Source organism: Cribrihabitans neustonicus (assembly GCF_048820895.1).
GTDB lineage: Bacteria > Pseudomonadota > Alphaproteobacteria > Rhodobacterales > Rhodobacteraceae > Cribrihabitans_A > Cribrihabitans_A neustonicus.
This window is the reverse complement of the sequence record NZ_JBMERQ010000004.1, coordinates 151,819-174,790: the sequence shown is the minus strand read 5'-3', so window position 1 is coordinate 174,790 and position 22,972 is coordinate 151,819. Positions and strand designations below refer to the sequence as shown.

17 protein-coding genes, 1 tRNA gene and 1 pseudogene are annotated in these 22,972 nt (G+C 62.2%); 14 read left to right on the top strand and 5 right to left on the bottom strand.

Translation table 11 applies throughout. The annotated features are described in order from the left end of the window. The first annotated feature begins 86 nt into the window (after window positions 1-86). Window positions 87-1,775: an alpha/beta fold hydrolase gene (locus ACOHWE_RS12230; protein WP_420666705.1), complete on the top strand. Its 1,689-nt coding sequence runs from the start codon at window positions 87-89 to the stop codon at window positions 1,773-1,775. Between the two features lie 28 nt (window positions 1,776-1,803). Here the strand turns inward: ACOHWE_RS12230 and lipB are convergent. Beyond that, window positions 1,804-2,466, bottom strand: a pseudogene (lipB, locus tag ACOHWE_RS12225) (lipoyl(octanoyl) transferase LipB); the annotation flags it as partial. 118 nt (window positions 2,467-2,584) lie between these two features. Between lipB and ACOHWE_RS12220 the strand changes: the two are divergent. The 9 genes from ACOHWE_RS12220 (at window position 2,585) to ACOHWE_RS12180 (ending at window position 12,195) form a co-directional block, all read left to right on the top strand. After that, complete coding sequence (locus ACOHWE_RS12220) at window positions 2,585-4,474, top strand: peptidoglycan-binding domain-containing protein (RefSeq protein WP_420666703.1); 1,890 nt, start codon at window positions 2,585-2,587, stop codon at window positions 4,472-4,474. 290 nt (window positions 4,475-4,764) lie between these two features. Further along, window positions 4,765-4,851 (top strand) — tRNA-Leu (locus ACOHWE_RS12215). 114 nt (window positions 4,852-4,965) lie between these two features. Beyond that, the gene (locus ACOHWE_RS12210; protein WP_420666701.1) at window positions 4,966-6,549 is read left to right on the top strand and encodes a DUF6538 domain-containing protein; all 1,584 of its coding nucleotides are present in this window, start codon (window positions 4,966-4,968) and stop codon (window positions 6,547-6,549) included. A 221-nt stretch (window positions 6,550-6,770) separates the two neighbouring features. Continuing rightward, window positions 6,771-7,361, top strand: coding sequence for a hypothetical protein (locus tag ACOHWE_RS12205; protein ID WP_420666699.1), 591 nt, complete (start codon window positions 6,771-6,773; stop codon window positions 7,359-7,361). After that, a complete protein-coding gene (locus ACOHWE_RS12200; protein WP_420666698.1) occupies window positions 7,351-7,887 on the top strand; it encodes an amidohydrolase family protein in 537 nt (178 codons plus the stop codon). The genes ACOHWE_RS12205 and ACOHWE_RS12200 overlap by 11 nt, the downstream gene beginning before the upstream one ends. Beyond that, on the top strand, window positions 7,887-8,168 hold the full coding sequence (locus tag ACOHWE_RS12195) for a hypothetical protein (protein WP_420666697.1): 282 nt from the start codon (window positions 7,887-7,889) through the stop codon (window positions 8,166-8,168). Before ACOHWE_RS12200 ends, ACOHWE_RS12195 begins: the two co-directional genes overlap by 1 nt. Next, window positions 8,165-8,407, top strand: a complete 243-nt coding sequence (locus ACOHWE_RS12190) for a hypothetical protein (RefSeq protein WP_420666696.1) — start codon at window positions 8,165-8,167, stop codon at window positions 8,405-8,407. The genes ACOHWE_RS12195 and ACOHWE_RS12190 overlap by 4 nt, the downstream gene beginning before the upstream one ends. A 243-nt stretch (window positions 8,408-8,650) precedes the next feature. Next, complete coding sequence (locus tag ACOHWE_RS12185) at window positions 8,651-8,821, top strand: hypothetical protein (RefSeq protein WP_420666695.1); 171 nt, start codon at window positions 8,651-8,653, stop codon at window positions 8,819-8,821. A gap of 248 nt (window positions 8,822-9,069) precedes the next feature. Next, window positions 9,070-12,195: a DUF927 domain-containing protein gene (locus ACOHWE_RS12180; protein ID WP_420666693.1), complete on the top strand. Its 3,126-nt coding sequence runs from the start codon at window positions 9,070-9,072 to the stop codon at window positions 12,193-12,195. A gap of 388 nt (window positions 12,196-12,583) precedes the next feature. Here the strand turns inward: ACOHWE_RS12180 and ACOHWE_RS12175 are convergent, their stop codons facing one another. Next, on the bottom strand, window positions 12,584-13,363 hold the full coding sequence (locus tag ACOHWE_RS12175; protein WP_420666691.1) for a hypothetical protein: 780 nt from the start codon (window positions 13,361-13,363) through the stop codon (window positions 12,584-12,586). 709 nt (window positions 13,364-14,072) lie between these two features. Continuing rightward, window positions 14,073-14,540, bottom strand: coding sequence for a hypothetical protein (locus ACOHWE_RS12170; RefSeq protein ID WP_420666690.1), 468 nt, complete (start codon window positions 14,538-14,540; stop codon window positions 14,073-14,075). Window positions 14,541-14,848: 308 nt separating this feature from the next. Between ACOHWE_RS12170 and ACOHWE_RS12165 the strand changes: the two genes are divergently transcribed. The 4 genes from ACOHWE_RS12165 (at window position 14,849) to ACOHWE_RS12150 (ending at window position 20,369) form a co-directional block, all read left to right on the top strand. Then, on the top strand, window positions 14,849-16,348 hold the full coding sequence (locus ACOHWE_RS12165; protein WP_420666688.1) for a DUF4055 domain-containing protein: 1,500 nt from the start codon (window positions 14,849-14,851) through the stop codon (window positions 16,346-16,348). A 301-nt stretch (window positions 16,349-16,649) separates the two neighbouring features. Beyond that, on the top strand, window positions 16,650-19,307 hold the full coding sequence (locus tag ACOHWE_RS12160; RefSeq protein ID WP_420666687.1) for a hypothetical protein: 2,658 nt from the start codon (window positions 16,650-16,652) through the stop codon (window positions 19,305-19,307). A 25-nt stretch (window positions 19,308-19,332) separates the two neighbouring features. Next, entirely contained in the window at window positions 19,333-19,806 is a 474-nt protein-coding gene (locus tag ACOHWE_RS12155) for a hypothetical protein (protein WP_420666686.1), read from the top strand. Further along, the gene (locus tag ACOHWE_RS12150) at window positions 19,803-20,369 is read left to right on the top strand and encodes a terminase small subunit (protein ID WP_420666684.1); all 567 of its coding nucleotides are present in this window, start codon (window positions 19,803-19,805) and stop codon (window positions 20,367-20,369) included. The genes ACOHWE_RS12155 and ACOHWE_RS12150 overlap by 4 nt, the downstream gene beginning before the upstream one ends. Before the next feature lie 278 nt (window positions 20,370-20,647). Here the strand turns inward: ACOHWE_RS12150 and ACOHWE_RS12145 are convergent, their stop codons facing one another. Continuing rightward, window positions 20,648-21,889, bottom strand: a complete 1,242-nt coding sequence (locus ACOHWE_RS12145; protein WP_420666682.1) for an NAD(P)/FAD-dependent oxidoreductase — start codon at window positions 21,887-21,889, stop codon at window positions 20,648-20,650. Between the two features lie 127 nt (window positions 21,890-22,016). Then, window positions 22,017-22,949: an AEC family transporter gene (locus tag ACOHWE_RS12140; protein WP_420666681.1), complete on the bottom strand. Its 933-nt coding sequence runs from the start codon at window positions 22,947-22,949 to the stop codon at window positions 22,017-22,019. Window positions 22,950-22,972: the final 23 nt, after the last annotated feature.

Sequence of the window (22,972 nt, the reverse complement as noted above, 5' to 3'; positions counted from 1 at the left end):
ATGCCTGGGGGCGGCGGGCGGCCAGCCCTGCCCGGCACGGGCCGGACGGAGCCGCGGGAAGGCGGTTGAAACATTTGGGGGCACCTGTGCCGCATTTTAGTCCCGCTGCCGCACTGTCCCAGGACCAGGTGGCCGCTGCCATCTACGAAACCATGATCCGGCCCGAGCAGTACGACCGCTTCTCTCCGTTCCAGCAGCCGGGCGGCTTCAATACCTGCGGCGGCTGGCGGGCCGCGCCGCGGGTGCCGGCTCCGGCGCCTGGCCTGCAGGCGCATTTCGGCCGCGCCCGCGAAATCCAGGACCGGCAGTGGGTTCGCTCCGGGCGGCCGCATCCATGCGGCTTTTATGACGATAATGCCCGGGCCTGGCTGCTGGCGGACGCCCGCGGCCGCCTGTTGCGGGTGTCGCGCCAGGCGCAGCAGATTTTGGGGGGGACCTGCAGCCCCGGCGCTGTCATGCAGCTGACCGCGGGCAGCCGCCGCCGCTGGGAGGGTTTTCTGGAGAAGCTGCGCAGCAGGGCCTTCGACTGGAACGAGGTCCTGGTCCTGGAAACCGCAGAGCCTCAGCGCAAGCTGCTGTGCCGTCCGGTATGGACCGGTGCCGGGGAAGGGGTGCCGGTGGCCGCGATGGCGGAACTGCTGGAGTTCGAGTGGCAGTCCGCCGCGGCGGCGCGGGTGGCCGGCGCCTTTGGTGTGGGCGAAACCGGATTGACGCCCCTGCGCGGATTGATGGCGGGGGCGGAGGCGCCTTGCCCCGAGGCCCTGGCGGCGCTGGACCGCATCGCCGCACTGGCCGGGGCGCCGGGAATTGCCGAGCTGGTGCGGCTGGTGGCCTTCCTGCTGCAGGAGCAGGCAGACGACCTTGCCATCGCCCGCGGCGAGCGCCTGCCGCCAAGCCGCGAACTCCTCGGCACGGGCGGCCGGCGCACCCAGTATTTCCGCCTCGGCGCCGACACCGGGCGGCCGGTGGTTTTTGTGCACGGGCTGATGGACGTGATTGCGCCGGTGCAGCGGCTGCAGCCGCATTTGCGGCACCTCGGCCTGCGGGTCTATGCCCCGCTGCGCGGCGGCTACGGCGCCTCCAGCCCGGTGCCCTGCGGTCAGCGCCCGGTGGAGGCCTTCATGCAGCAGATTAAGGCGCTGATCCTGGAGGAAAACCTGCAGCGGCCGATCCTGCTGGCCCATCGCGGCGGCGCGCCGTTTGCCCGTGCTGCGGCCGAACGGCTGCGGGGCCGGGTGCCGGGTATGGTGGTTGCGGCGGCCACCGGGCCCATGCTGCCGGAACAGCCGCCGCCGGATTTGAAGGGGGTCAACCGCGCCGCTGCACTCCTTGCAGACCGTGCGCCCCGGCTGCTGCCGCTGCTGGTCAGCAGCTGGCCCGGCGGCTGCGCGGCGCTTCTGCACGCCCAGTCGGCCCCGGGCAGCCGCGAGCGGCACCTGCTGGGGCAGCTCGACCTGCGCGGGGTCCTGGGGCTTAGCCAGGAACTGTTCCTGGCCCAGAAAGGCGCCGGGTTCGCGGCCGATCTCGCAGTGCTGCGCCAGGGATGGCGCGGCAGCAGTGGCAAAGGTGCGGGAGCGGGCGATGGCGTGCGCTCGGTTTACCTGCACGGCGGCGACGACCGCACCACGCCGCTGCACCGGATGCGCGAGGCGGTGGCCGCGGAGGAGGGGAGCCAGCTCAGGGTCTGCCGGGACGCAGGCACGCTGCTGCTCTACACCTTTCCCGAACTGATCCTGGAGGCGCTCAGCGGTTTTGCCGCGCCGGAAAGAGGGTAAGCCGCGCCTGCGCCGCGCCCTGGCCAGGTCACTCCGGCCCGAAGACCTGCGCAAAGCTGCGCTTCAGCGCCACGTCCACATCCGCCAGCGTCACCGGCAGGCCGAGGTCGACCAGGCTGGTCACCCCGTGCTCCCGGATGCCGCAGGGCACGATGCCGGTGAAATGCGACAGATCCGGCTCCACGTTGATCGAGATCCCGTGGAAGCTCACCCATTTCCGCAGGCGGATGCCGATTGCAGCAATCTTGTCCTCGGCCACAGCGCCGGAGGCCGTGCGCGGCTTCTCCGGCCGCTCGACCCAGACGCCGACCCGGCCCTCGCGAATGTGGCCCTGCACGTTGAACTCCGCCAGCGCCGCGATCACCCATTCCTCCAGCTGCGCCACGAAACGCCGCACGTCGCGCCCGCGGGCGCCGGCGTCGAGCATCACATAGACCACCCTCTGTCCCGGGCCGTGATAGGTGTACTGCCCGCCGCGCTTGGTCTCAAAGACCGGGAAGCGGTCCGGATCGGTCAGGTCCTCGTGCCGCGCCGAGGTGCCGGCGGTGTAGAGCGGCGGGTGCTCGAGCAGCCAGATGCATTCCGGCGCGGTGCCCGCCGCGATGGCGGCGGCGCGCGCCTCCATGAAGGCGACCGCCTCCTCGTAGCCGACCGGTGCCTCCGACGTGATCCATTCCACCATGGCTGCTGCTGTCCTTTTTCTATCCCTGCGGGCGGCGGCGGGCGGAAACTACCGTGAAAAACCTAGGTCCCGGCCGTTCCTGTGGAGTATCCTGATTCCACAGTTTGTTTCCATAGGAGCGAGTATCATGTTTACCAAGCCGCTCAAGCCGGCCGTGGCTGCCGCATTCCTGGCATCCTCGGCCGCGGGACCTTCCGTTGCCGATGAACTGGGCGCCGCAATCGTGGGAGGCGTTATTGGCGGTGTCATTGTCAACGAGATCCACAAGAACAAGCAGCGCCAGCGCGCGCCGGTCCAGCGGACCTACCGCAAGGCGCCCGCCTATTCCGCCGAGCGCGCCGAGAACCGCGAAACCCAGGTGGCGCTGAATTATTTCGGTTTCCCGGCTGGCACCGCCGACGGCATCCTCGGCCGCCGCTCGCGCGCCGCCATCGCCCAGTATCAGGGGCACATGGGCTTTCCCGCCACCGGGCAGCTTTCGCCCTACGAGCGTGACTTCCTGGTCACTTCCTACAACCGGGCCCAGATCGGCGGCCCGCAGGTGATGCAGGCGATGCAGGCTCCCGCCGGCGTGCGCAGCCTGCTGCACCGCTGGCGCAGCGAATCCGCGGGCGGCCACGGCGGCGTGGCGGCAGGCTACGGCGCCGGGGCGGGCTATGGCGGCTTGCCGGTGGAGGTCAGCCAGGCAGTGGACGAAATCGCCGCCAGCAGCGAACCCAGCGCCCAGCAGCTCTTGCAGCGCAGCGGCTTTCTGCAGCTTGCCGACCTCAACGGCGACGGCCGCAACGACTACCTGATCGACACCTCCGCCTCCGGCAGTTCGTTCTGGTGCGGCGCCTCGGCCTGTTCGGTGATGGTCTTTGCCTCCACCCCGCAGGGCTACCAGCGCAACGACTTCCTCGGCCACGATGTGACGCTGGCCGATTTCGCCTGCGAGCGCGGCAACTGCCGGATGCAGCGGAGCGGCGCGGGAGAGGAGCAGTTTGCCTTCGCCGCGCCGTCCGGCCCTGAAGGCACAATACCGTCCGCGCCTGTGGGCGCGGCTGCCGCAGCCGCGCCCCAGGCCGAAGCCCTTCCGGGCGCCCCCGCGCCGGGCACTCCGGTGCAGGAGGCTTCCGCTCTGAACAGGCCAGATATTGGCATACCGCTTCCTGGCGGCACCTCCCAGGGCTTCACCGAACCAGGCACCAGCGGGCAGGGCAGTTTCCAGGAGGCCAGCACTGGCCCGGCGGCAACCGCGCCCTCCGGCAGTCTCAGCGGCATCACTCTCTTTGCGCCGCCCGCCAGCCAGCCCGCGCCCGCCGCCTCGCTCACCAGCCATTGCGGCAAGGTGAACCTGGTCACGGCCACCAACGGCGGCTTCGTGACCGCGGCCGCCATGACCGATCCGGAACTGGCGCTGGGCGAGCAGTTCTGCCTTGCCCGCTCTTACGCGCTGAGCCAGGGCGAAGCACTGGCCGCAAAGGTCCTGGGGCTGGATCAGGCCCATACCGATACCCAATGCGACGCCTTCGGCCCGGCCCTGGAGCCGGTGCTGGCAAGGCTTCACAGCGCAGACAGCGCAGCGGTGATGCAGGAAGTGCAGGTCATCGTGCAGCGGGCCCGGATTCCGGCGCAGCAGCTTGCGCATACTGCCGCGATCTGCCTGTTCTCGGGCTACCGGCGTGACGACATGGGGGTGGCGCTGGCAGCGGCGCTGCTGCTCGCGGCCACCGGCCAGCCTCCCTATGGCGAGCTGGTCGGCCACCACCTTGCGCTGGGCTTCGGCACGCCGAAATCCGCCAGCAGGGCGGGCGAGTGGTACGCCATGGTTCAAGCCGCGCTGGATAGCGGCGCCGAGCCGGTTTTCGCCCCTGGCCAGCCCGAGCGCAGCGGCGTAATCCGGGCCGCCTCCGCGGCGCTGGCAGGCACCGCGCCGGTGCAGCCGGTCCCGGCCGCAAGCCAGGGTGCCCTCCCGGCGCCTGCTCAGGCCGAGGCGGCAAATCCCGGCACCGCCGGTTTGCCCGCCGCGGACTGAACCCGGCGGCCTTGCCGCGCGCCGCATGTTTCCCTGCTACCGCTTCCGGTCCCACGGGAGCGGCACCGCGGCTGGCGTTTTCCTTATGGCCAGATCCCGGTGCGAATGCCGCATTGTCCGCCTGCGGCCGCCCCGCGCTTCCTGGCCCGTAACCGGCGGAAATCCTGCCGGATTTCCCCGGCTTGCAGCCGGCCGCCGCCGCGCTTCCGGATTCTTGAAAAAAATTCTGATTACATCTTCACATCCCCAGCGGGCTGGTCTATACGCCGCTACACCAAGCCTGAGACAGTGCGGTCGTGGCGGAATTGGTAGACGCGCAGCGTTGAGGTCGCTGTTCCTTAACCGGAGTGGAAGTTCGAGTCTTCTCGACCGCACCATCACTTTCCCTTTGAAAGTAAAGAAAATAAAGAAAGCCAAGCCCTTGGGCTTGAAAAACGTCACACAAAACGTCACACAGTTGTGTGTGACGATTCCATTTGTGAGGTGACGGCATGGCGCTGCCGAAGGTCGAGGGGACCATCCAGAAAAACGGTAGGTATCACTCGAATATCCGGGTGCCCGAGCCGATCCGGAAACTGTACGGCGGCAAAGAAATGCTGCGCCGCAGCCTCAAGACTGCAGATCCCCGCACCGCTGAAAAAGAGGTCCGGGCGCTTCGTGCAATCATGGATGCGCAGCTAGATCAGGCGAAGGCTGAAGAGGGCTGGCGGGCGCTGGCCCGGCACCTGCCGCCAGACCAAAGGGCGCTTCTTGATGCGGCAGGCGGCTTGTCCGGGCTTCTGAAGCAGTTCGAGGCGGGCAAGGCGTCGCTCACATTTCTGGAGGCTGGCGCACCTGCTGACCCAGGCCCCATCGAGATCGATGACGGGCCAAGCGGAGCGCCTGTCAAAGTGGTGACTGGCAACGTCGCTGACACCGAAGAACTGCAAGTCGAAGCGGCAGAGCACCGTGGGCGCCTCAGCGCCGTACGGGGGCAGACCAATGCGCGAGGGCGGGCGCTGCGGGGTGTCGGTAAGGATGTCGAGTTAGTCGGGGACGTTTTCAGCCTCCGTGATTTGGTGGAGGACTGGGCGCCGGGAGTTGATATGCATACTGCGGAAAATGCCCGGACCTACGTCAAGCGCTTTGGTGAGCTTCACGGCGAGATTGCGCTTGCCGACCTCACAGGCGCGCACCTGCGCGAGTTCACCGACGCATTGAAGGGTCTTCCGAAGGTCCAGAGCGGCAAGCGGCGTCAAATGACCCTGCCCGAACTGCTGGAAGACGCGAGGAAAGCCGACGCCGAGACTATCGGCTGCACCACGCAAAAAAAGTACTTCGATATGCTGAAAGGCCTCATGTCTCACGCAGTGGGGCGGCGGTTCCTAGAGGCGGACCCGTGGGCCGGGATGAAGCTGGTAAAGCCGAAGCGAAAGCACAGCGCCGAAGCGCCGCGCCGCCCGTTCACCGCGAAAGAGGTTCGGCAGATTCTCGACTATGTGAAGGGGTCCAATGCGCCGCAGTTCGGAGACTCCACCGTGGATCGCTGGGCGCCGTGGATCGCGGCGCATCATGGCCTGCGCCTTCAAGAAGTTTGCCAACTTCGGACGTCCGATTTTAAGGAAGTCGGCGGCGTCTGGTCCATGAGGATCACTGACGAAGGTGAGGACCAAAAAACGAAGAACGCGGCCTCTGTGCGGTGGGTCCCGGTTCACCCGGCTCTTATTTCGGCTGGCCTGCGCAGAGTTGTCGAGGTGCGCCCGGCGGACGCCTTCGCATTCAATCAGTACGGGCGCTATAGTAAGAAGCTGGAAGAACTGACGCCGGACGCCCGGGGGCGCGTCAGCGCGGACTATGGCAAACGGTTCGGGTATCTGCTGCGGTCTAAGATCGGTATCAAGGATTCCAAGGCGGTATTTCATTCCTTCAGGCATCGGTTCCAAGATGCCTGCGATAATGCCAGTATCTCGGACTCGCATCGCCGGTATCTCGCCGGGCGGGCAAATTCCAATGCGGCGGAGGGCGGTTATGGTGAAGGTGCCGCCATGCAGTACCTGCTGGAGTCGCTGGCGAAGGTTGACCCGCTGCGCGAGTGACGCGCTGTTATATCTGATACGGTGGGTGCCCGCGTCAGCGGGCCTCTTTCTTGACCGGGTCAAAGTTTGACCCGTTTTGACCCGGTCCTTTGACAAGTGATTCGTCTGGCGTTATTCTGGGTCCAGAAAAATAGACCATTGTCAATCACAAAATAGCAGGCGACGGCGAGTACCGCTACGGGTGGGAAACGGTCTGCATCCCCTGAAAAAGGAAGGTCACTTTGACCTTTGTTATCGACGCGCTGGAGGCGCGTACCGCCATCGGCGCGTCCCGTGCGTCGTGGAAGCGGTGGACCCGTCACTTGCCATCTGAGCGGACGTTCTTCGGTATCCCGAAAGGCGGCGGCTCGACATTTAAGCATTATCGCCTTGGCGACGTGGTCGTCGCCCTGAGACAGAGGCGCAAGCGCGGGCTAACCGGCTCCGATTTGCGCGCACTGGTGGACGTGGTAGGCGCTCCCTGCGACCCGTCCTCTTATCTGGGCGACGACGCCCGCGAGCGTGCCGCCGAAATGTTGGCGCACTTGTCGCCGGAAGAGGCGGAGCGCTTCGCCCGGGTGAAGAAGTGGGCGGGGCAGGGCGCGGTCTACGCCCTCTGGGGGCGTGCCCATCAAGCGGACCTTCCGGCCAATCTTGACCTTCTTGTCCTCCGCCCTGCGGTACTGACCTACGTTCTTGCCGCCCAGCGGACCGACGATTTCCCGACCACGCGAGACGCGTGGGGCGACTACGTCGCGCAGCACATTGCGGCGGTCGCCCTTCCCGACACCATCCAAAATATTACAGAAAAAGGATCATATTATGAGCAGTAACCCCGGAGGGCTGGAGGCCCTTCTAGCCAACCTTTCACCGGCGCAGGGCGCGCGGCTGATGACGGTGGCCCACCAGATCAGCGCTGCCGCCCGTGCCGAATATGGGGTGGAGGTCCCGCTGGAGGCCGTCGCGGGTCTCGTTCAGGTGCGCGACGCTGTGTTTCACACTGAGGGCGGGCTGGACGCCGTGGACATGTCCAATGCCCTCTTCAACCTTCGCCAATGTGAAGCGGTGCGCATGAAGCTCGCCGCCGACGAGGCTCGCGCGGCGGGCGTCGAACCGATCGGCGAGGAAGGTCAACTAACATACGAAGACCTCGCGCGGTTCGGTCCCTCCACGCGGATCGCGCTGGCGCGCAAGCTGGGCCTCGACGGCCCGCAACTGCCGCAAGAAGTGCGCGGACCTTCTAGCCTAGAAGCGCGCCCAGATCGCGAGATTGCAGCCTATCAGGCGAGCAAGCCGCTGGAGCAGATGACGCCAGCGGAGCGGATAACCCATGCCCGGAAGAGCGGAGGGCAAGGCTGATGACGTGGCAAACTGACTTTAAGGCGGCGACTGCAGATCAGCGCCGGTCGAAACAGCGGATCAAAGAGCGCGAGCACCGGTGGCGGCGCGCCCATGCGCTGCGGGCGGAGATGTCCGACGATGACCGCCGGGCAGAAGAGGCGCGTCTAGTGCAAAAAGCTGCTGAACTGGCAGAGGCCAAGGGCCTCAACGCGGATGGCATTGGGCGCCGATGGAACAAGCGCGGCCTCCAGATCGACCTACACTCCGACGGCGTAGACAGCGAAGGGGCGGCAGTATGACGGCGGAAGAACTAGCAGCCAAGCTCCGCGAAGGCCTCGACCTCACTGGCGAAGAAAATGGCATAACAGTTGTGAGTGTTTATGCCCACGACGTTCGCGACCGGTACAAGGTCCGCCCCCCCGTCGTGGGCAAAGCCCTCCGGCTGGCTGGCTTCTGGCGCCACGACGAAAGTGCAATTTGGTTCGCCATCGCGGGCGCGCCGCATGTCCGCCTCTTCGACGAATCGCCCGCTAGTTGATTCTCTCTCCGATCAACCAGCGGGCCGGTGGCGGCGGAAATTGCTCCTCCGCTGCCACCTCAAATAACGTTTTGCGCACATGTGATCTGCAGTAATGGATAAAGTTACTGGAGATAACAATTCGCTGATTCCTTTCGTCCGAATTGAAAATATTATCGTCAAGGGCAATTCTGTCATTTACTTCTGTTCGGAAAAGTCTCGCTTATGGCGACATTACCCCGTGAGAAAAAGGAAATAATTCCGATGAATAAGGCAATCGAGGCAAGCATCGCGCAGCAAATGGAACTGGCGGAAGAACTGGGCGGTCTGGTTCTACTCAATCCAGACATGCAGATCGCGAAGCGCAAGAAAGAGGTGCTGGCACAACTCGCCGCGCTGGTCGAGCAGGAGGTAGCCGCCGCAGAAATGGCCTGACGAACTTATCGCCTTAATGACCCAAGTCACTGTAAAATAGCATTTTCCTTGACTTTTCAGGCTTCCTCCGCTAACGTGCGGGCACAAAAAAAGAGGCAGGCCCTGCAAGGCCCGCCTCAGACCGCCCCGGATCAGGAGGGCGGTGTAACAACCGGGTACAGAGTACCATGTTCCCGGGGATGTAGCAACCTAGCACAACTTAAAAAGTGCATAACGGCGAAGTTTTTGGCACATGTATAAGGATCACAATGAATAAGACTGTGGCGGCTCAGGCCGCAAATGAACTAACCGAAGAGCAGGCAAAGCAAACAGGCGACCTAATCGACCTTGGCGAAGAGATGCGCCGGGAGCAGACCGCGAATGGTCGCCGCCTAAACGACGCAATTATCCGTGGCGAGGATTCCCCGGAATGGCAGGCCCTTCTGGATCGCCCTCTTACATTTATGCGCGGCGGCAAGGCAGAAGCAAAAAAATGGAAGCCGGAAACGTATACCCTACGCGAATGGCTCAGCCGCGCCGATAGCAGCGGGCGGCAGCTTGGTCTTACTGCACACCCTGAAGACGCTAAGAAGGACGGAAAGTGCATCGTCACCGGCGTAGGTGCTGACGGTGTGCGGAAGGCCGCTGCCATGGACACGATGGACGCCATCGGTCTCGACGTGGACAACGGCAGCGACCTGCGCGAGGTGGTCGCAAAGGTGGTAGAGCGCGGGCTTGCCGCTCTGGTTTACACGACGCACTCGCATCTCTCCGACGAACTGGACGTGAAGCGCGATAACGTCCTGCGCAAACTGGACATCGACGGCGATGACCTGACCGACGAACAGTTGCGCCGCTATTTCCGCGAGCACGACAACCACCATTACACGGAAGCAGTTATCGACGCGCTGACCATCGAAGACCCCGACCGCCTGACGGCGGACGGCAGCAAGATCATTGCGCGTACCATTCCGATCCAAAAATTCCGCGTGGTCCTTTTTTTCAGTGAGACCGTGACCCGGCACATGCGGGGTGCAGACGACCGCGCGCGCAAAAAGAACTGGGCTGCTGCGGTGAAGGAATTGGGGGCGGACCTTGGCGTCAAAGTGGACGACGCAGCGACCGACCCGTCCCGCCTGTTCTACACGCCCCGCCATAAACCGGACGCGGCGTTTGAGATGTACCTTGTGCGCGGTCGGGGGGTAACGTGGGAGGAAATCCAGCCTTCTGCAAATCCGTTCGAGGGAGCGGGTGCCGAAGAGAAAGGGCGCAAGAGCTACGCGGCGCCGTCAGGCGCAGACCTTGTGCAGTGGGTCGCCAAACACGGGCGCGGGTTTCAGCCGGCGGCGTTACTGGAAGGGTCCGATTTTGACACCGGTAAAGGCACCGGTGACTTTCTGGACGTTATCTGCCCGTTTGGTGGCGAGCATTCGAACGACGAAGGCGGCGGTTACGTGAAGGACGCGGAGGACGGCGCTTGGCAGTGGGGCTGTCAGCACCATTCCTGCAAACCCCGCGACCGGCTTGAGTACGTCGAAAAGGCGCTGCAAGACGGCTGGTTTGTCGAAGACGACATCGCGGCGGATAGCCCGTTTATTGTACTGAGCGACGAAGAGCTAGCCGAACTGGAGCCGGGCGAGGAAGTGGGAGAGAACGGGGCCGCGTCAGCGGGCGAGTTTGAACCGGTTGAAGACTGGCTGCCCTCCTACAAGTACACCGCGAACGGTTTTACTATCGCCCTCAAAGCAAGTGAAGGCGAGGACAAGGGCAAGCTGATCTGCGGGCAGTTCGACGTTGTCGGGCGCTCTTCAAATGCTGATGGCACTGAGGGCGCGGGACGGATTATCTCGTTTCAGAACGAGAACGCCGAGCGGGTGGAAGTGACCATCTCCCGCGCCGATATTATGGCGGACGGGAACGCTGTTGTGCGAATGTTGGCTGATCGCGGAATGAGGATCGCGGGGCGCGGAAAGAGCGCGAATGATCGTCTGCTGGACCTGCTGCACGACATCACGCCGAAGCGGCAAGTCCCGGTTGTTCATGTGCCCGGGTGGGTGCGCGATAGGGCGGACCAGATCACCGGCTTCATGTGCCCGACCGGCGAGCATATCCCCGTTCAGGAGGGTGCCGTCCGGTTGCACAGCGATGCGCTCGTAAAAGACCGGGGGAAGATGGGAAGTTTCGCTGGGTGGCGCGATAGTGTGCACGCTGCGATGGATGTCCATGAGAACTTTTATTGGTCGGTGGGAGCCGCTGCGGGGTTTGTTGGGCCGATCATGGGGCTTATGAAAATTGATCCGGTAGGCCTCTATTTCTTTGGGGAGTCCGGTCAAGGCAAGTCCGATGCGGAGCGTCTGGCCATATCGCCCTGGACGACAATTACAGCGAAACGCGGGCTGTTCAGGACGCTGGATTCAACAACCAACGCGGTCGAGGACTTGGCGGTGATTGGCACAGGTTCAGTATGTGTGCTGGATGAGGTGGGAGCCATGAAGCGCCCGCAGGACCTGCCCGCAACGCTTTTCGGCCTATCAACCGGTGCAGGCAAAGACCGCAAGAAAGGGCGCGGAGCGGGTTTGGCTGAGACCGCCGAATTCTGTCCGTTCTTTCTGCTTTCGTCCGAGCGTTCCATGCGGGACGTGATCGAGAGCGCAGGCGGGGAGTACAAGAATGGGCTGGGACGGCGGTTTCCTACCATCGACACCAATGCCGGAGTGAAGATCGACGACGACGTGCTAGCCAAGGTCAAAGGCGTAGAACGCAACTTCGCCCACGCCGGGCCTATGTTCGTCCGGTGGCTTGTGGCGAACGGCTACCACGAAAGCCCGCAGACGCTACACAAACGGCGGAACGAACTCACTTCTAAATTGGTGGGAGTGACGAAAAGCAACCGCCTGAAGGAGGCCGGCGCAGTGTTCGCGCTGGTGGCGCTCGCGGGCGAACAGGCCAAAAAGGCGGGCATCATCGACCGCGATGTCTTCCCGGCGGTCAAGAAGGCGTTTGTGGCGTTCAAGGGTACTGATGAAGGTGAGGGCCTTGAAGGCGACGACAAGCTTTTGAGTGAGTTTCGCGCGTGGTTGGTGGGGGAGATGGGTAAAACCGTCGTTAAGGCGGACGCGTTCTCCGACCCTGATGCCCGTCCCAATTACCAAGCGGTGATCGGCTGGTATACAGATGACCAAATCATTCTGATGTGGGACAAACTGGCGCCTTTGCCGAAAGGTATCAATGGCACCAGAACAGGCCTTGCGAAGGCATTGAATGCACTCCAAGCCATCGAGAAGAGCGGCGGTAACAACGCGCACAGGTCACTACCTGAGGCGGTCGAGACGGACGGCGGGGGAGTCCGCAAGGTTTCCAACGTGCGTATCTGGCGAAGTGTGCTGGAAATGTGACCCGGTAATATTGGGTGAGGGTGAGGGTGAGGGGCCGCGTTAGCGGCCCTTTCGCATTCCCCCTGCCGAACGGATTATCTGAACGGGCTGAACGGAAAAACGGATAACCAAATTCCGTTCGGTTTCGTCCATATAAATAAGGGGTGAACGGGCAGGACGGGCTAGACGGGATAGATATTGCATAGTTCTTCAAAACAAGGCCAACTACCCAAACTCTGCGAGGGGCTGGGCCGCTCTATGTGCGTGTATTTACAGCCCGTCCAGCCCGTTCGGCCCGTTCAGGTATAAAAATCAGGGGTTTGTCTGAACGGCTTACGTGGATCGTTTTTCCGTTCAACCCGTCCGGGCGTGCATTAGCAGCGAAGATACTACTCTAAAGGAGGGTGAATTAATCTCCTTTAGGAGATTTCTTCGCGGGATCTACCCCTGTACTAATTCTCACCGCGTCCTCTGATGAGATGTTGAATATCGTACCGGAACCAGGACTCTTAGTGCTCCAGTCGGCCAAGGCATTGCGCTGCGTTCCGAACTGAACGGGTTCGTCTACGTACGTGAAATAGCGGCCATTTGCGAGGGCGTTTTCTTTTTCTCGTTCAATTTTCAGATCTATTACGTCCGATTTCAGTTCCTCCACACGCTTCATTAGGTGCACGACGAGCTTTTCCTGTTCTGTGCCGCTCTTTTCGACTGCGGCGTAAGCACCGGCGACGGTCACGGGGTTGCTAACCCCCTTTTCCTCTTCCATCTGCTGTATCTGATTTTGAATTCTCTCGATGGCGGTTTTATGCGTACCGGGATCATCATGAACGAAGCGAATGATGTTGACCCCTGAAACGTCGAAAGGCGGCGCAGGATTCCAGTTCGAGAGCATGATGCAGGGCTTCTGCGCTGCGTGACGGATACCTAACTCATAGAAGACGTTAGGATTCACGCCTGAAAGGTCTGCGATAACTAAGTCGGCATCCATCAAGTGTTGGATTATGGTTGTCGTGATGTGTGCGGACTTGTCCAGTTTGTCCACCCGGACTGGTTCACCGTAATCAGTACCCTGAAGCGCTGGCTTTGCGATGTACTCAAGAAAGCAATCGGCATGCCTGCGAACCTCGCTGTGCTCTTCACCAATCGGCGAGATTACGAAGCACGTCTTTTCCTTCTTTGCCTTGCCCACGATGATATCCCCGTCAAACCGCTACAAAATTTCTAGCTAAGGGGTAAAACAGCCTGATGGAAATGTCGAGAATGCCTTCTGCAGTGGCCGCCGGTCTCAAGGGATACAAGCATATAGGTAAGCAAAGTTGACCCATTATCAGCACCGCACAGCTCGCTGACGCGGGCACCTACCAACTCTCCACCACCCAACCCCATTTATCTTTCGAAATTAATGACTTAGACCGAATCTAAGCATTGTGCGCTGACGCGCACAACCACCATTTCAACCGTTTTGAGAGACATGCGCGCTGACGCGCGGAAGTACCCCAATACCGCTTTCGAAACTTAACATAATTAAAGATTATAGCGCATTGTTACACTTGCGACTAAATCGCTGTCTTTCTAGTTTAGCATATCTCCAAGGCGGCGGACAGGGCAGGAGAGAGGCGTGGGGAGGCGGTGATTTGGTGGAGGCCCGCGGGAGCGGGGCAGGGTCAACATCCACTGTGTAAGCCGCTGGGGACCCGTCACGGGGATACCCGTGGCGCCCGTGAGGGCGCGCAGCACCCGGGACTCGCTACCAGAGTAAGTAGGGGACCCGCCCCTCGGCTTGTCGGACCAGCACCCCCCTCCCCAAAAAAAACTGGGACTCGCACTTAGGCAGGATTACAATTCCACAGTTTAGTTAGGTATCTGTTTGACGTCTACAGCATCCCAAACGCATCCGTTTAGCTCCCGACGGTTACCGGCTTTCCGCCCATGTCAATCAATGCTTTCATCGCATTGTTAAATTGCGCGTTTCCGTTAATTTCTAGCTTTTTAACTTGACCAAAAGCCATTTGTGTTTCGACCCACTGGTGAAGTTGCACCCTCGTTTGTCCATTCACGGGGTAGATGGTAAATCTCGCATACTGTTCAGGCGTGGTTGAGTATGAGTTTCCTATCAATAACTGTGTCATAACAGCACCTCCGCCTTGCATGGTGCCGCCGCATACAACCTCTTGCGGTGAAGATTTTTGGATAAGCCAACCCTTTTGTGCGCACATAGCCGTAAGTTTTTCACTGACCGATGCTGCACTCTTAGACGCAAAACTCACTTCCGGCCGCCCCGATGGGGTCTGTACCATTCTCTCTACCGGTTCCGCACAGCCTGCTAGCGCTATGGCCGAAAACATGGCAGCCAATACTTTCTTCATCTAAGAAGCCTCCTGTTCCAAGAATTTACAGGCCAACAGAAGCTCTGAAAGACATCGCAGTCAACTAGAAACTGAACTCAGATCTTTCATAAGCTCTGAAAGTGTGGGGTCGGAAGGTGCATAGTTCTCCGTGTTTGACCTGCCAACAGCAAAGACAGACTTGGCGGAAGTCGGAATATAATCACCAAGCCGATAACCCGGTATCTGGCTCTCCCACGGTTGACCCTTTTCTGAGCGAAATTAGGAAATTTAGTAAAAATTTGCTACAATGTCAGAAACGATACTGACATCGAAGACCCGAAAAAATAATGTCATTTTCTACCAATCCGCGCGCAGGCATCGCGGCACAGTTTCATATTATCCAGACGGGTGCCCTGCATCCAGATTACACCTATTGGGCGCCGATTTGGTTGAAAATCCGCGATGCGGAACTCGGTGAAGTGCAGATCAAAAGTAAGGGGCAGCAATACCTGCCCAAGCTCGCCGGCCACGACGCGGAACAGTACAAATCATTCCTCCAGCGGGCCACGTACTTCAACATGACGTCCAAAACGGTGAACGCGCTGTACGGCAGTTTGACAAGTAAAAAGCCGGTGGTGAACACCCACGGCTTCGATATCCCGGGGCGGCTGACCAAGGACGGCCTATCGCTCCCGCTGGCAGCTAAAACAGCCTGCCGCGAGGTCGTGACGCTGGGCCGCTTCGGGATGCTTGTAGACGCTGACGCTGACGGCAAGGGGTCCCCGTTCGTCGCCACGTATACCGCTGAAAACATAATGGACTGGGAAGTGGCGGAGCTAGATGGCGAGGTGAAACTCAGCCGCGTTGTACTGCGCGAAGCTTCCTTCGACCGGTCCCCGGATGCATCTCCACACCAGATAAACAGCCGCTTCCGGGTCCTGTGTCTGGAGCCATCGCCCTCCGGGTGGCAGTACACAGTATATCTATATGACGACCGCGACGGCTCCGGGATTCCCGACACCCGGGGGCTTCCGGATCAAAGCTTTATGCCCACCGTCCGGGGACGCACCCTCGATCATATTCCGTTCGTCATCGTCGGCCCGGTCACCATCCATCCCGATGTACAGAAGCCGCCGCTCCTAGACATCGTGACTTTGAACCTCAGCCACTATCAGTCCTACGCCCACTTGGAGCAGGGACGCTTCTATACCGCGAGCCCAGTTTACACCGTGAGCGGCGACACCGGCGACGGCGAAGCTGGCGAGTACTTCGTCGGACCGGACATGGTCTGGGAACTGGGCCAGAATGGCGAGGCCAAGATTCTCGAATTTGCGGGCAAAGGCCTGACCTCCCTTGAACATGCCCTGACACAAAAAGAGGCTCAAATTGCCGCCATTGGCGGACGCATGATGCCCACCACCGATGGCGCTCCCGGCGAGGGTAAGAACGCGCTGCGCCGCCGGGAGTTTGACGAACGGACTCTATTGCTGAACATCGCGGACTGCGTCGATGGGGCCTTCACGCAGGTCCTGCGATGGCTGGCGGACTGGAGCAACGCGCCCAAATCAGCCCAAAATCTGACCTTCAAGCTACCGCGCGATTTCGTGACGAAAAAGCGGAGCGATGCGCGGGAACTGCGCGCCCTTCATATGCTCTACAAAGAAGGCCACATTCCTCTGACCGTGCTGTTTGATGCGCTCCAGAATGCCGATGTCATTCCCGATTGGATGGACCGCGAAGAGTTCGAAAATCTCCTTAATGACGAAGATCAGTTCCCGAACCTCCCAGATATCAAGGCGCGGATGCGGGGCTATCCAGATGCCGAAACGATGATGGGGGCGACATGAACACCGCCCTCCAGAACCTAAAAGAGCGCTGCCTAGGCTACCGCACGCGCACCGAACTTATGCGGAAAGACCCGGCATTGTATCGCCGGATTCACAGAGCAGGCCCGGCGGCAGTCGAGACCTGTTTTCGGCACATGCCGTCCCGCCGCCGCTGCTGGGATGTCGAAGAACTAATCCGCGAGGCGCGGAAATATGAAACCCGCACTCAAATGCTCCGGGAGAACCCGGGGCTTTACATGGCCCTGACCCGACGCGGGCTGCACCACCTCCTACCACCATCCCGCAGAGGCCAGAAAGCTAAATGACAACCGAACTAAAATTGGGCATCGACGCCCGCCTCGCCAAGCAAGGCGCCCGGGAGTACACCGCCGCCATAAAGACGATCAAGGCAGCGATGGCGGACCTAGAGCGCGACACGGACGGCCTCTTTAAGAAGGTCTCCGCCACCGCCAAAACAGCCGCGCCAAAGAACGTCAAAGCGCAGTTCACTGCCATCAATTCCGCGCTCCGCAGCGCCGAGTCATCGGCATCCACGCTCCACAGGCAACTGAACAAAATCGGCAATGTGGCGGGGCTGAAGAAGACCGACGCCGCGCTGGAAGCCTTTCGGCAAGAGACCACCCAAGCCGCCCTCACCACCACTGAACTACGCGCCGCGCAGGACCGCCTTGCGCAGGCCTTCCACGAAGTGCGGCAGCAGGCCCGGGACGCCACCGAGATACAGAGGCTGCGGACTCAGTTCCAGCGCGCGACAGCAGCACTCGACGCCACCACCACCGGGACTCATGCATATCGGCGGGCGCAGCTAGCCATTGAACAGGCCCATCGCTCCGGGGCTATCAGCACCGCGCAGATGAATAGAGCGCTCGCCGCCGCGAAGCAGGAATATATCAGCGTCGGCGCCGCCGCCGCGAATGCAGCGGCCCAGAAAGCTAGGCTCTTCGGCACCCGGGCCGGTTGGGGGCAGAACATGGACGCCCGGCAGATCGCGATGCAGCTTAGCCAAGTTGGCCAGCAAGGCGCCGTGACTGGCAACTATTTGCAAGCTCTGGCCGTGCAGCTTCCAGATTTGGCGCTAGGCTTCGGGCCGGTGGGCATCGCGGCGGGCGCCGTGGCTGGCGTGCTTGGCACGACCCTGATTGGCGCCATGGGCGCGACGGAAAAAGAGACCGACCGGCTAGGGGACTCCCTCTCCACATTGGAATCCGCCGTGCAGGCCCTGTCACTTGACGCCATGGCAGAGAAATACGGAGTCGTCACCGACGCGGTGAAGGGCCTCACCCGCGCGCAGGCTGAGCTAGCACTGTTCAACGCGACCGACGCCCTGAAGGGAGCGCAGGAAGAACTAACCGCTGACTCGTTCTTTGACACGTACGCAGACAATGCGGCGGGCCGGATGCGCAAACTTCAACATGAACTGCACCTATCCGTTGGCGCCGCTGGTGAACTGTACCAAGGACTCGAGCGCGCAATGAGCGCGGAGACTCCCCGCGAGGCGGCGGAACAATATGCAGCGGTGCGCCAATTGCTCCTAGATGCAGCGGGCGGCACAGAGAACATGACCGCCGCCCAGCGGTCATTCTACGGCGCGATCCTTCGCACTGAAGAGGCGCAGCGGCGTGTTGCGGACCTGACCGGCGATGTGACTGGGCAAACAGAAGCATGGGCGTCCCGAATGGCAGGCGTCCGGTCGGAGATCGACGCCATCAAAGTCAGTCTAGGTGGGATCGGCGGTGGGCTGGTAGACAATGCCGCAAAGGCTGCGGAACTAGCCGGCCTGAAAGAGGGCAAAGGTATCCGCGAGGCCGCGTCAGCGGCAGCCCGCGCGCGGAAAGAGATCGAATGGGGTGCCCGCAGCCAAGGTGCAAATTGGTTTGAGCGGCAGCTTATCGGCGCCGAAAAGTACCAGTTTGAAAGAGGCCAAGCGCTCGATGCGCAGCTAGACGCGGCGCGCGCCGCCGCCCGGGAAGCGGCCACATCCGCCGGCAGCGGCGGCAGGTCCAAGAGTCTTTCCGATGGCATCACCCGAACCACGCAATCGCTGCAGGAGCAGGCGCTCGCAACCGCCGCGCTGACCTCCAAGCGATACGAGTCCCGCGAGGCTGCGCGCCTCTGGGCTGAGGCCATGGCCGAAGGGAAGGGGACTATCTCTGAGCAAACCGCCGCCTTGATCGAAAATGTGGACAAGCTGGCAGTTCGGAATGCCGAGATGGCCAAGAGCGGCAACAACTTCGGCGAGGCGCTGGCGGCGGGCACAGAGAATGCCCTCGAAACCGCCATCCGAAACGGCCTCACCGGTAACGAGGTCTCAATAGCAGACTTCGGCAGGGCCATTCAGGGTGAGGTGGCAAGCTCAGTTGCCAAGGGCATGGCGTCCAAAATTACCGACGCGCTGGGGCTGGACCAACTGTTTGATGTCGGCGCCGTGACATCGGGCCAGACGATTGCCAGCGCGATGATTTCCGCCTCTGCGACCGGGGCGTCTCTGTACGCGCAGGCGATAGCGACAGGCTCAGTTGCCAGCGCGCCGGCGTCAGCCGGAAACCTGTTTTCCTTCTTCGGATTCTCCGAAGGTGGCTATTCAGATCGCCCCGGGATGACCGTTCACTCGGCCCCCCTGAGGGCGTTCTTGAACGCCCCGCACTATGCGGAAGGAACTGCAAACACCACAAACGGGATTCCGTCGATCCTGCACCCGAACGAAGCTGTCGTGCCATTGTCGCGCGGCCGGAAAATCCCTGTGGAACTGGGGGGAGGCGGCACCGGCGGCGGGCTGACCCTGAATGGCGGTATCAACGTGCAGGTCGAGTCCAATGGTGAGGACGACGACGGTCTCGCGATGAAGATCGGCGTCCATATCCGGGAAAGTTTGGAGGGGCTAATCGAAGAAAAAATGGCAGAGGGCATGATGTACGGCGGCGCTCTGAATCCGCGCGGCGCGCGCCTCCAAGAGCTATGATTTCGTCATTTTCGCAGGTGATCCGATGAGCGTCATATTGAACAAAGCGCAGTTCCTGAAGTCTCTCGACTTTGCAGAAATAGAGGCAGAAGACCGGTTCCGCGACCGCGTCCGAGATACCGTCCGCGAAGGGCTGCGCAGGCTCATAGCGCGGACGCCGGTCTGGTCCGGGCAGACCGTGGCTAACTATGTCGTGACGGCAGGCGCCCCGTACAGCGGCCTAGTAAAGGCCGGATTTGAGCCGACCCCCGGAACCAACAATATGCCGCTCGGCACCGAACCGAACCGGCCCCAAGCGGAGGCGATAGCTTGGGCGACCTTCGAGTCCGTCTCCTTCGACGATCCATATCAGCAATTTTATATCACAAACCGGGCACCGCAGGCCGCGCTATTGGAAATCGGGGCGGCCCCAGACGTGGCCCGCAGCCGCAGTCCCAATGGCATGTTCGTGGTCACCGCAGCCGAACTCGAACTACTCCTACAGAGCAACAAACTATGACGCTGAAGAACAAGAAGCACGAGCAATTCGCCCAGCTAGTAGCCAAGGGCGCTAACCAGACGACGGCTTACAGGTGGGCGTACGGGGGTAAGGTCTCTGGCGCCAAGCAGTCCGCGCAGCGCCTTGTGCAGCGCGGGGACGTGGCGGAGAGGATCAGCCAGCTTAGAGAGGATCGCCGGGCGGAGAGACGGGCTGAGACGCTGCCGCTGGAGCTTTCGCCGCTGTGCGCCAACCCTCAAAGCCTCACAGAGGCCGGTTATAATCGTCGCTATTTCGCCGAGTGCTACCGGCGGCTGGCTGAAGCGGCGGAAGAGGCCGGGCAGATGAACCATGCCGTGACGGCGCTATCCAAGATTCAGGGGATGTATGAAGCGGAAGTGGGGCCGGCTGGCGCTAACGCGCCCGCGCCGCAATCCGCCGCCCGGGTGGACGTCGAAGCGCTCGGCGCTATCCTCGACAAAGTTACCAGCCTCGTCGCTAAAAGCACCGGGCGCGATGGTGACTCGGCAGTCCACACCCACGCGGATTTTAAGGCTCTGAGCGCATCAGAGAACGAAACTTAGGCCTCAAAAACGTCACACAAAACGTAGCATTTTGCCGTGTGACGTTTCCAAATTTTCCTTTTAAAATCAATACTTGCGAGAAAAGTCCGAGACTCGAGTCTTCTCGACCGCACCATCTGGCCCCCTGGGGCCAAGTTCCCTTTCCAAGAAAATCAGAATTCACGAGATCTTGCGGCCTGTGCCGCCGGCATAGCGCTTCGCGGCGGGGCCGCGGGACAGGCGCTTTCGCCCATGCGCCGATGCCGGGCCGCTCTTGTGCCTGCCGGTCCCGGTCCGGCTCAGGCAAAGCGGTTCGGGCTGAACGGGCGCATGTCGGTGTTGATCGGCTGGCCCGCGATCAGGGCGGCCACCATCCGGCCGGTCTTGGCGCCGCCGGTGAGGCCGATGTGGTGGTGGCCGAAGGCGGCGTAGACGCCGGTGGAGGCAACCTCGCCGATCAGGGGCAGGCTGTCGGACGGGGCAGGGCGGTGGCCCATCCACTCATCCACGCTTTCGGCCTGCATCTGCGGGAAGACCTCGCGCACCTTGCGGCGCAGGAAGCCGAGCGGCGCCTTCGAGCGTACCTCGGTCAGCCCGCCGAACTCCACGACACCGGCGCAGCGCAGGCCCTGCTCCATCGGGGTCGCCACGAATTTGGCCGAGGCCAGCATCATTGGGTTCTGCGGCCGCTGACTGGGGCCCCGGAAGGTGAGGTGATAGCCGCGCTCGGACTCCAGCGGCACCCTGAGGCCCAGCTTCCGCATCAGGGGCTTCGACCAGACCCCGGCGGCCAGCACCGCGGCGGTGCAATCGAACCGGCCCGCGCTGGTCTCCACTGCGGCAAGCCGCCCGCCCGCGAGATCGAAATCCCTGACCTCGGCCCGCACGAAGCGCCCGCCCATTTCCTCCAGCAGCGTCACGAGGTCCTGCACGTAAGACGCCGGGTTCAGGATGTAGCCATGGTTTTTGTTGACCGCCAGCAGTTGGATCGCATCCGACAGGATCGGCTCCTTCTCCTGCACGGCGGGGCCTTCGATAATTTCGGGGATGAAGCCGGCCTCGCGCCGCAGCGCCCAGCCATAGGCGTCCGCCTCAAAAGCGGCGCGGCTCTCGTAGGCGAAGTTGTACTCGCTGGGCTGCACCCATTTCGCGGCGGGCGTGCCGGCGGTCAGCGCCTGGTGCTGCTCCAGGCTGTCGGCGGTGATACCGGTGAGCGCGCGGGCGATGCGGCGGGTGCCGCGGTCGTTGGCGTGGGAGAGATAGCGCGCCAGCCAGGGCAGCAGGCGCGGCGCGTAGGGCCAGCGCAGGAACAGCGGGAATTCCGGGTCGAGCAGGTATTTCGGCCCCTTCAAGGCGAGCCCCGGCACCGTCACCGGCACCATCGCGCAGCTCGCCAGCAGGCAGGCATTGCCATAGGAGGTGCCCATGCCCGGTGTGCCCTTGTCAATCAGCGTCACCTCATGGCCCGCACGGGCAAGCCAGATCGCGGCGGCGGCGCCATTGATACCGGCGCCGATGACAACAGTCTGCGGCGCATTCATGCCGGGTGGCCTGTGCGGAAGGTGAGGGCGGTCATGCGGCACTCCTGCCTGATGCTTGCGCTGACCATGCACAGCGCCGCGGCGCTTTTCAACGCCGGAGTTGCAGTGCGCGAAGCCGGCAATGCGCTCAGGCCAGCAGCAGCAGCCAGAACCACACCGTAAAGATGCTGGCCCCGGTGGCTATCAGCACCGACGACGCCGCCACCCGCTTGGCCCGCCCGTACATGTTCGCAAAAATGTAGCCGTTGAAGCCCGTCGCCATCGCCGCGTTCAGGACACCCGAACGGAACAGGTCCTGCGGTAATGCCAGCGCTGTCCCCATGCTCCAGACGATCGTGGGGTGAATCATCAGCGAGGTCAGGCACACGAACAGGATCGCGCGCAGATCGCCCTCGGGCCGGTAGCGCACCAGCACGCCGCCAAGCGCAAACAGCGCGCCGGGCAGGGCAGCGCGGATCACCAGCTGCAGCGCCTCATCCACCACCAGCGGGATCGTGAGGCCGGAGAGGTTCACCGCAAACCCCAGCGCAATGCCGAGGATCAGCACGTTGCGGAACATTGCGGTGAGCACCGACGACACCATCCGCACCCCGCCCGCGCCGCGGCTGCGCACGATTTCCATCACGGTGATGCCGATGCCGTAACAGAACGGCGAGTGGAAGGCGATGATCGCGTAGTTGCCGGTGAGGTTCTCCGCCCCGAAGGCGCGCTCGGTGATCGGCAGGCCAAGGAGAACGGAGTTGGAGAACAGGCAGCAGAAACCGATGGCAACGCAGTCCTCCCAGTCGCGCCGGAAGAAATAGCGGGCGCCGAACAGGCCGATCAGGAAGCAGGTGAAGGCGCCGGTGTAGAAGCTGGCCAAGAGTGCCGGGTGGAAGCCCGCCGACAAATCCAGCGTCGCCATGGCCCGGAACAGCAGGCAGGGGATGGCAAAGCCCTGGGTGAATTTCGCCAGCCCGTCGATGTGGCTTTCGCTGAACACGCCCTTCAGCGTCGAGAAATACCCTGCGCCAATGACCAGGAACACCGGCAGGATAACGTCGATCAGGCTTTGAAACATGGGGCCTCAAATCGCGGGCATCG

What these genes read in the sequence shown, in the direction of transcription:
- ACOHWE_RS12220 (WP_420666703.1), top strand. Translation starts at nt 2,585, where the DNA reads ATGTTTACCAAGCCGCTCAAGCCGGCCGTGGCTGCCGCATTCCTGGCA.
- ACOHWE_RS12210 (WP_420666701.1), top strand. Translation starts at nt 4,966, where the DNA reads ATGGCGCTGCCGAAGGTCGAGGGGACCATCCAGAAAAACGGTAGGTAT.
- ACOHWE_RS12200 (WP_420666698.1), top strand. Translation starts at nt 7,351, where the DNA reads ATGAGCAGTAACCCCGGAGGGCTGGAGGCCCTTCTAGCCAACCTTTCA.
- ACOHWE_RS12195 (WP_420666697.1), top strand. Translation starts at nt 7,887, where the DNA reads ATGACGTGGCAAACTGACTTTAAGGCGGCGACTGCAGATCAGCGCCGG.
- ACOHWE_RS12190 (WP_420666696.1), top strand. Translation starts at nt 8,165, where the DNA reads ATGACGGCGGAAGAACTAGCAGCCAAGCTCCGCGAAGGCCTCGACCTC.
- ACOHWE_RS12185 (WP_420666695.1), top strand. Translation starts at nt 8,651, where the DNA reads ATGAATAAGGCAATCGAGGCAAGCATCGCGCAGCAAATGGAACTGGCG.
- ACOHWE_RS12180 (WP_420666693.1), top strand. Translation starts at nt 9,070, where the DNA reads ATGAATAAGACTGTGGCGGCTCAGGCCGCAAATGAACTAACCGAAGAG.
- ACOHWE_RS12170 (WP_420666690.1), bottom strand. Translation starts at nt 14,540, where the DNA reads ATGAAGAAAGTATTGGCTGCCATGTTTTCGGCCATAGCGCTAGCAGGC.
- ACOHWE_RS12165 (WP_420666688.1), top strand. Translation starts at nt 14,849, where the DNA reads ATGTCATTTTCTACCAATCCGCGCGCAGGCATCGCGGCACAGTTTCAT.
- ACOHWE_RS12160 (WP_420666687.1), top strand. Translation starts at nt 16,650, where the DNA reads ATGACAACCGAACTAAAATTGGGCATCGACGCCCGCCTCGCCAAGCAA.
- ACOHWE_RS12155 (WP_420666686.1), top strand. Translation starts at nt 19,333, where the DNA reads ATGAGCGTCATATTGAACAAAGCGCAGTTCCTGAAGTCTCTCGACTTT.
- ACOHWE_RS12150 (WP_420666684.1), top strand. Translation starts at nt 19,803, where the DNA reads ATGACGCTGAAGAACAAGAAGCACGAGCAATTCGCCCAGCTAGTAGCC.
- ACOHWE_RS12145 (WP_420666682.1), bottom strand. Translation starts at nt 21,889, where the DNA reads ATGAATGCGCCGCAGACTGTTGTCATCGGCGCCGGTATCAATGGCGCC.
- ACOHWE_RS12140 (WP_420666681.1), bottom strand. Translation starts at nt 22,949, where the DNA reads ATGTTTCAAAGCCTGATCGACGTTATCCTGCCGGTGTTCCTGGTCATT.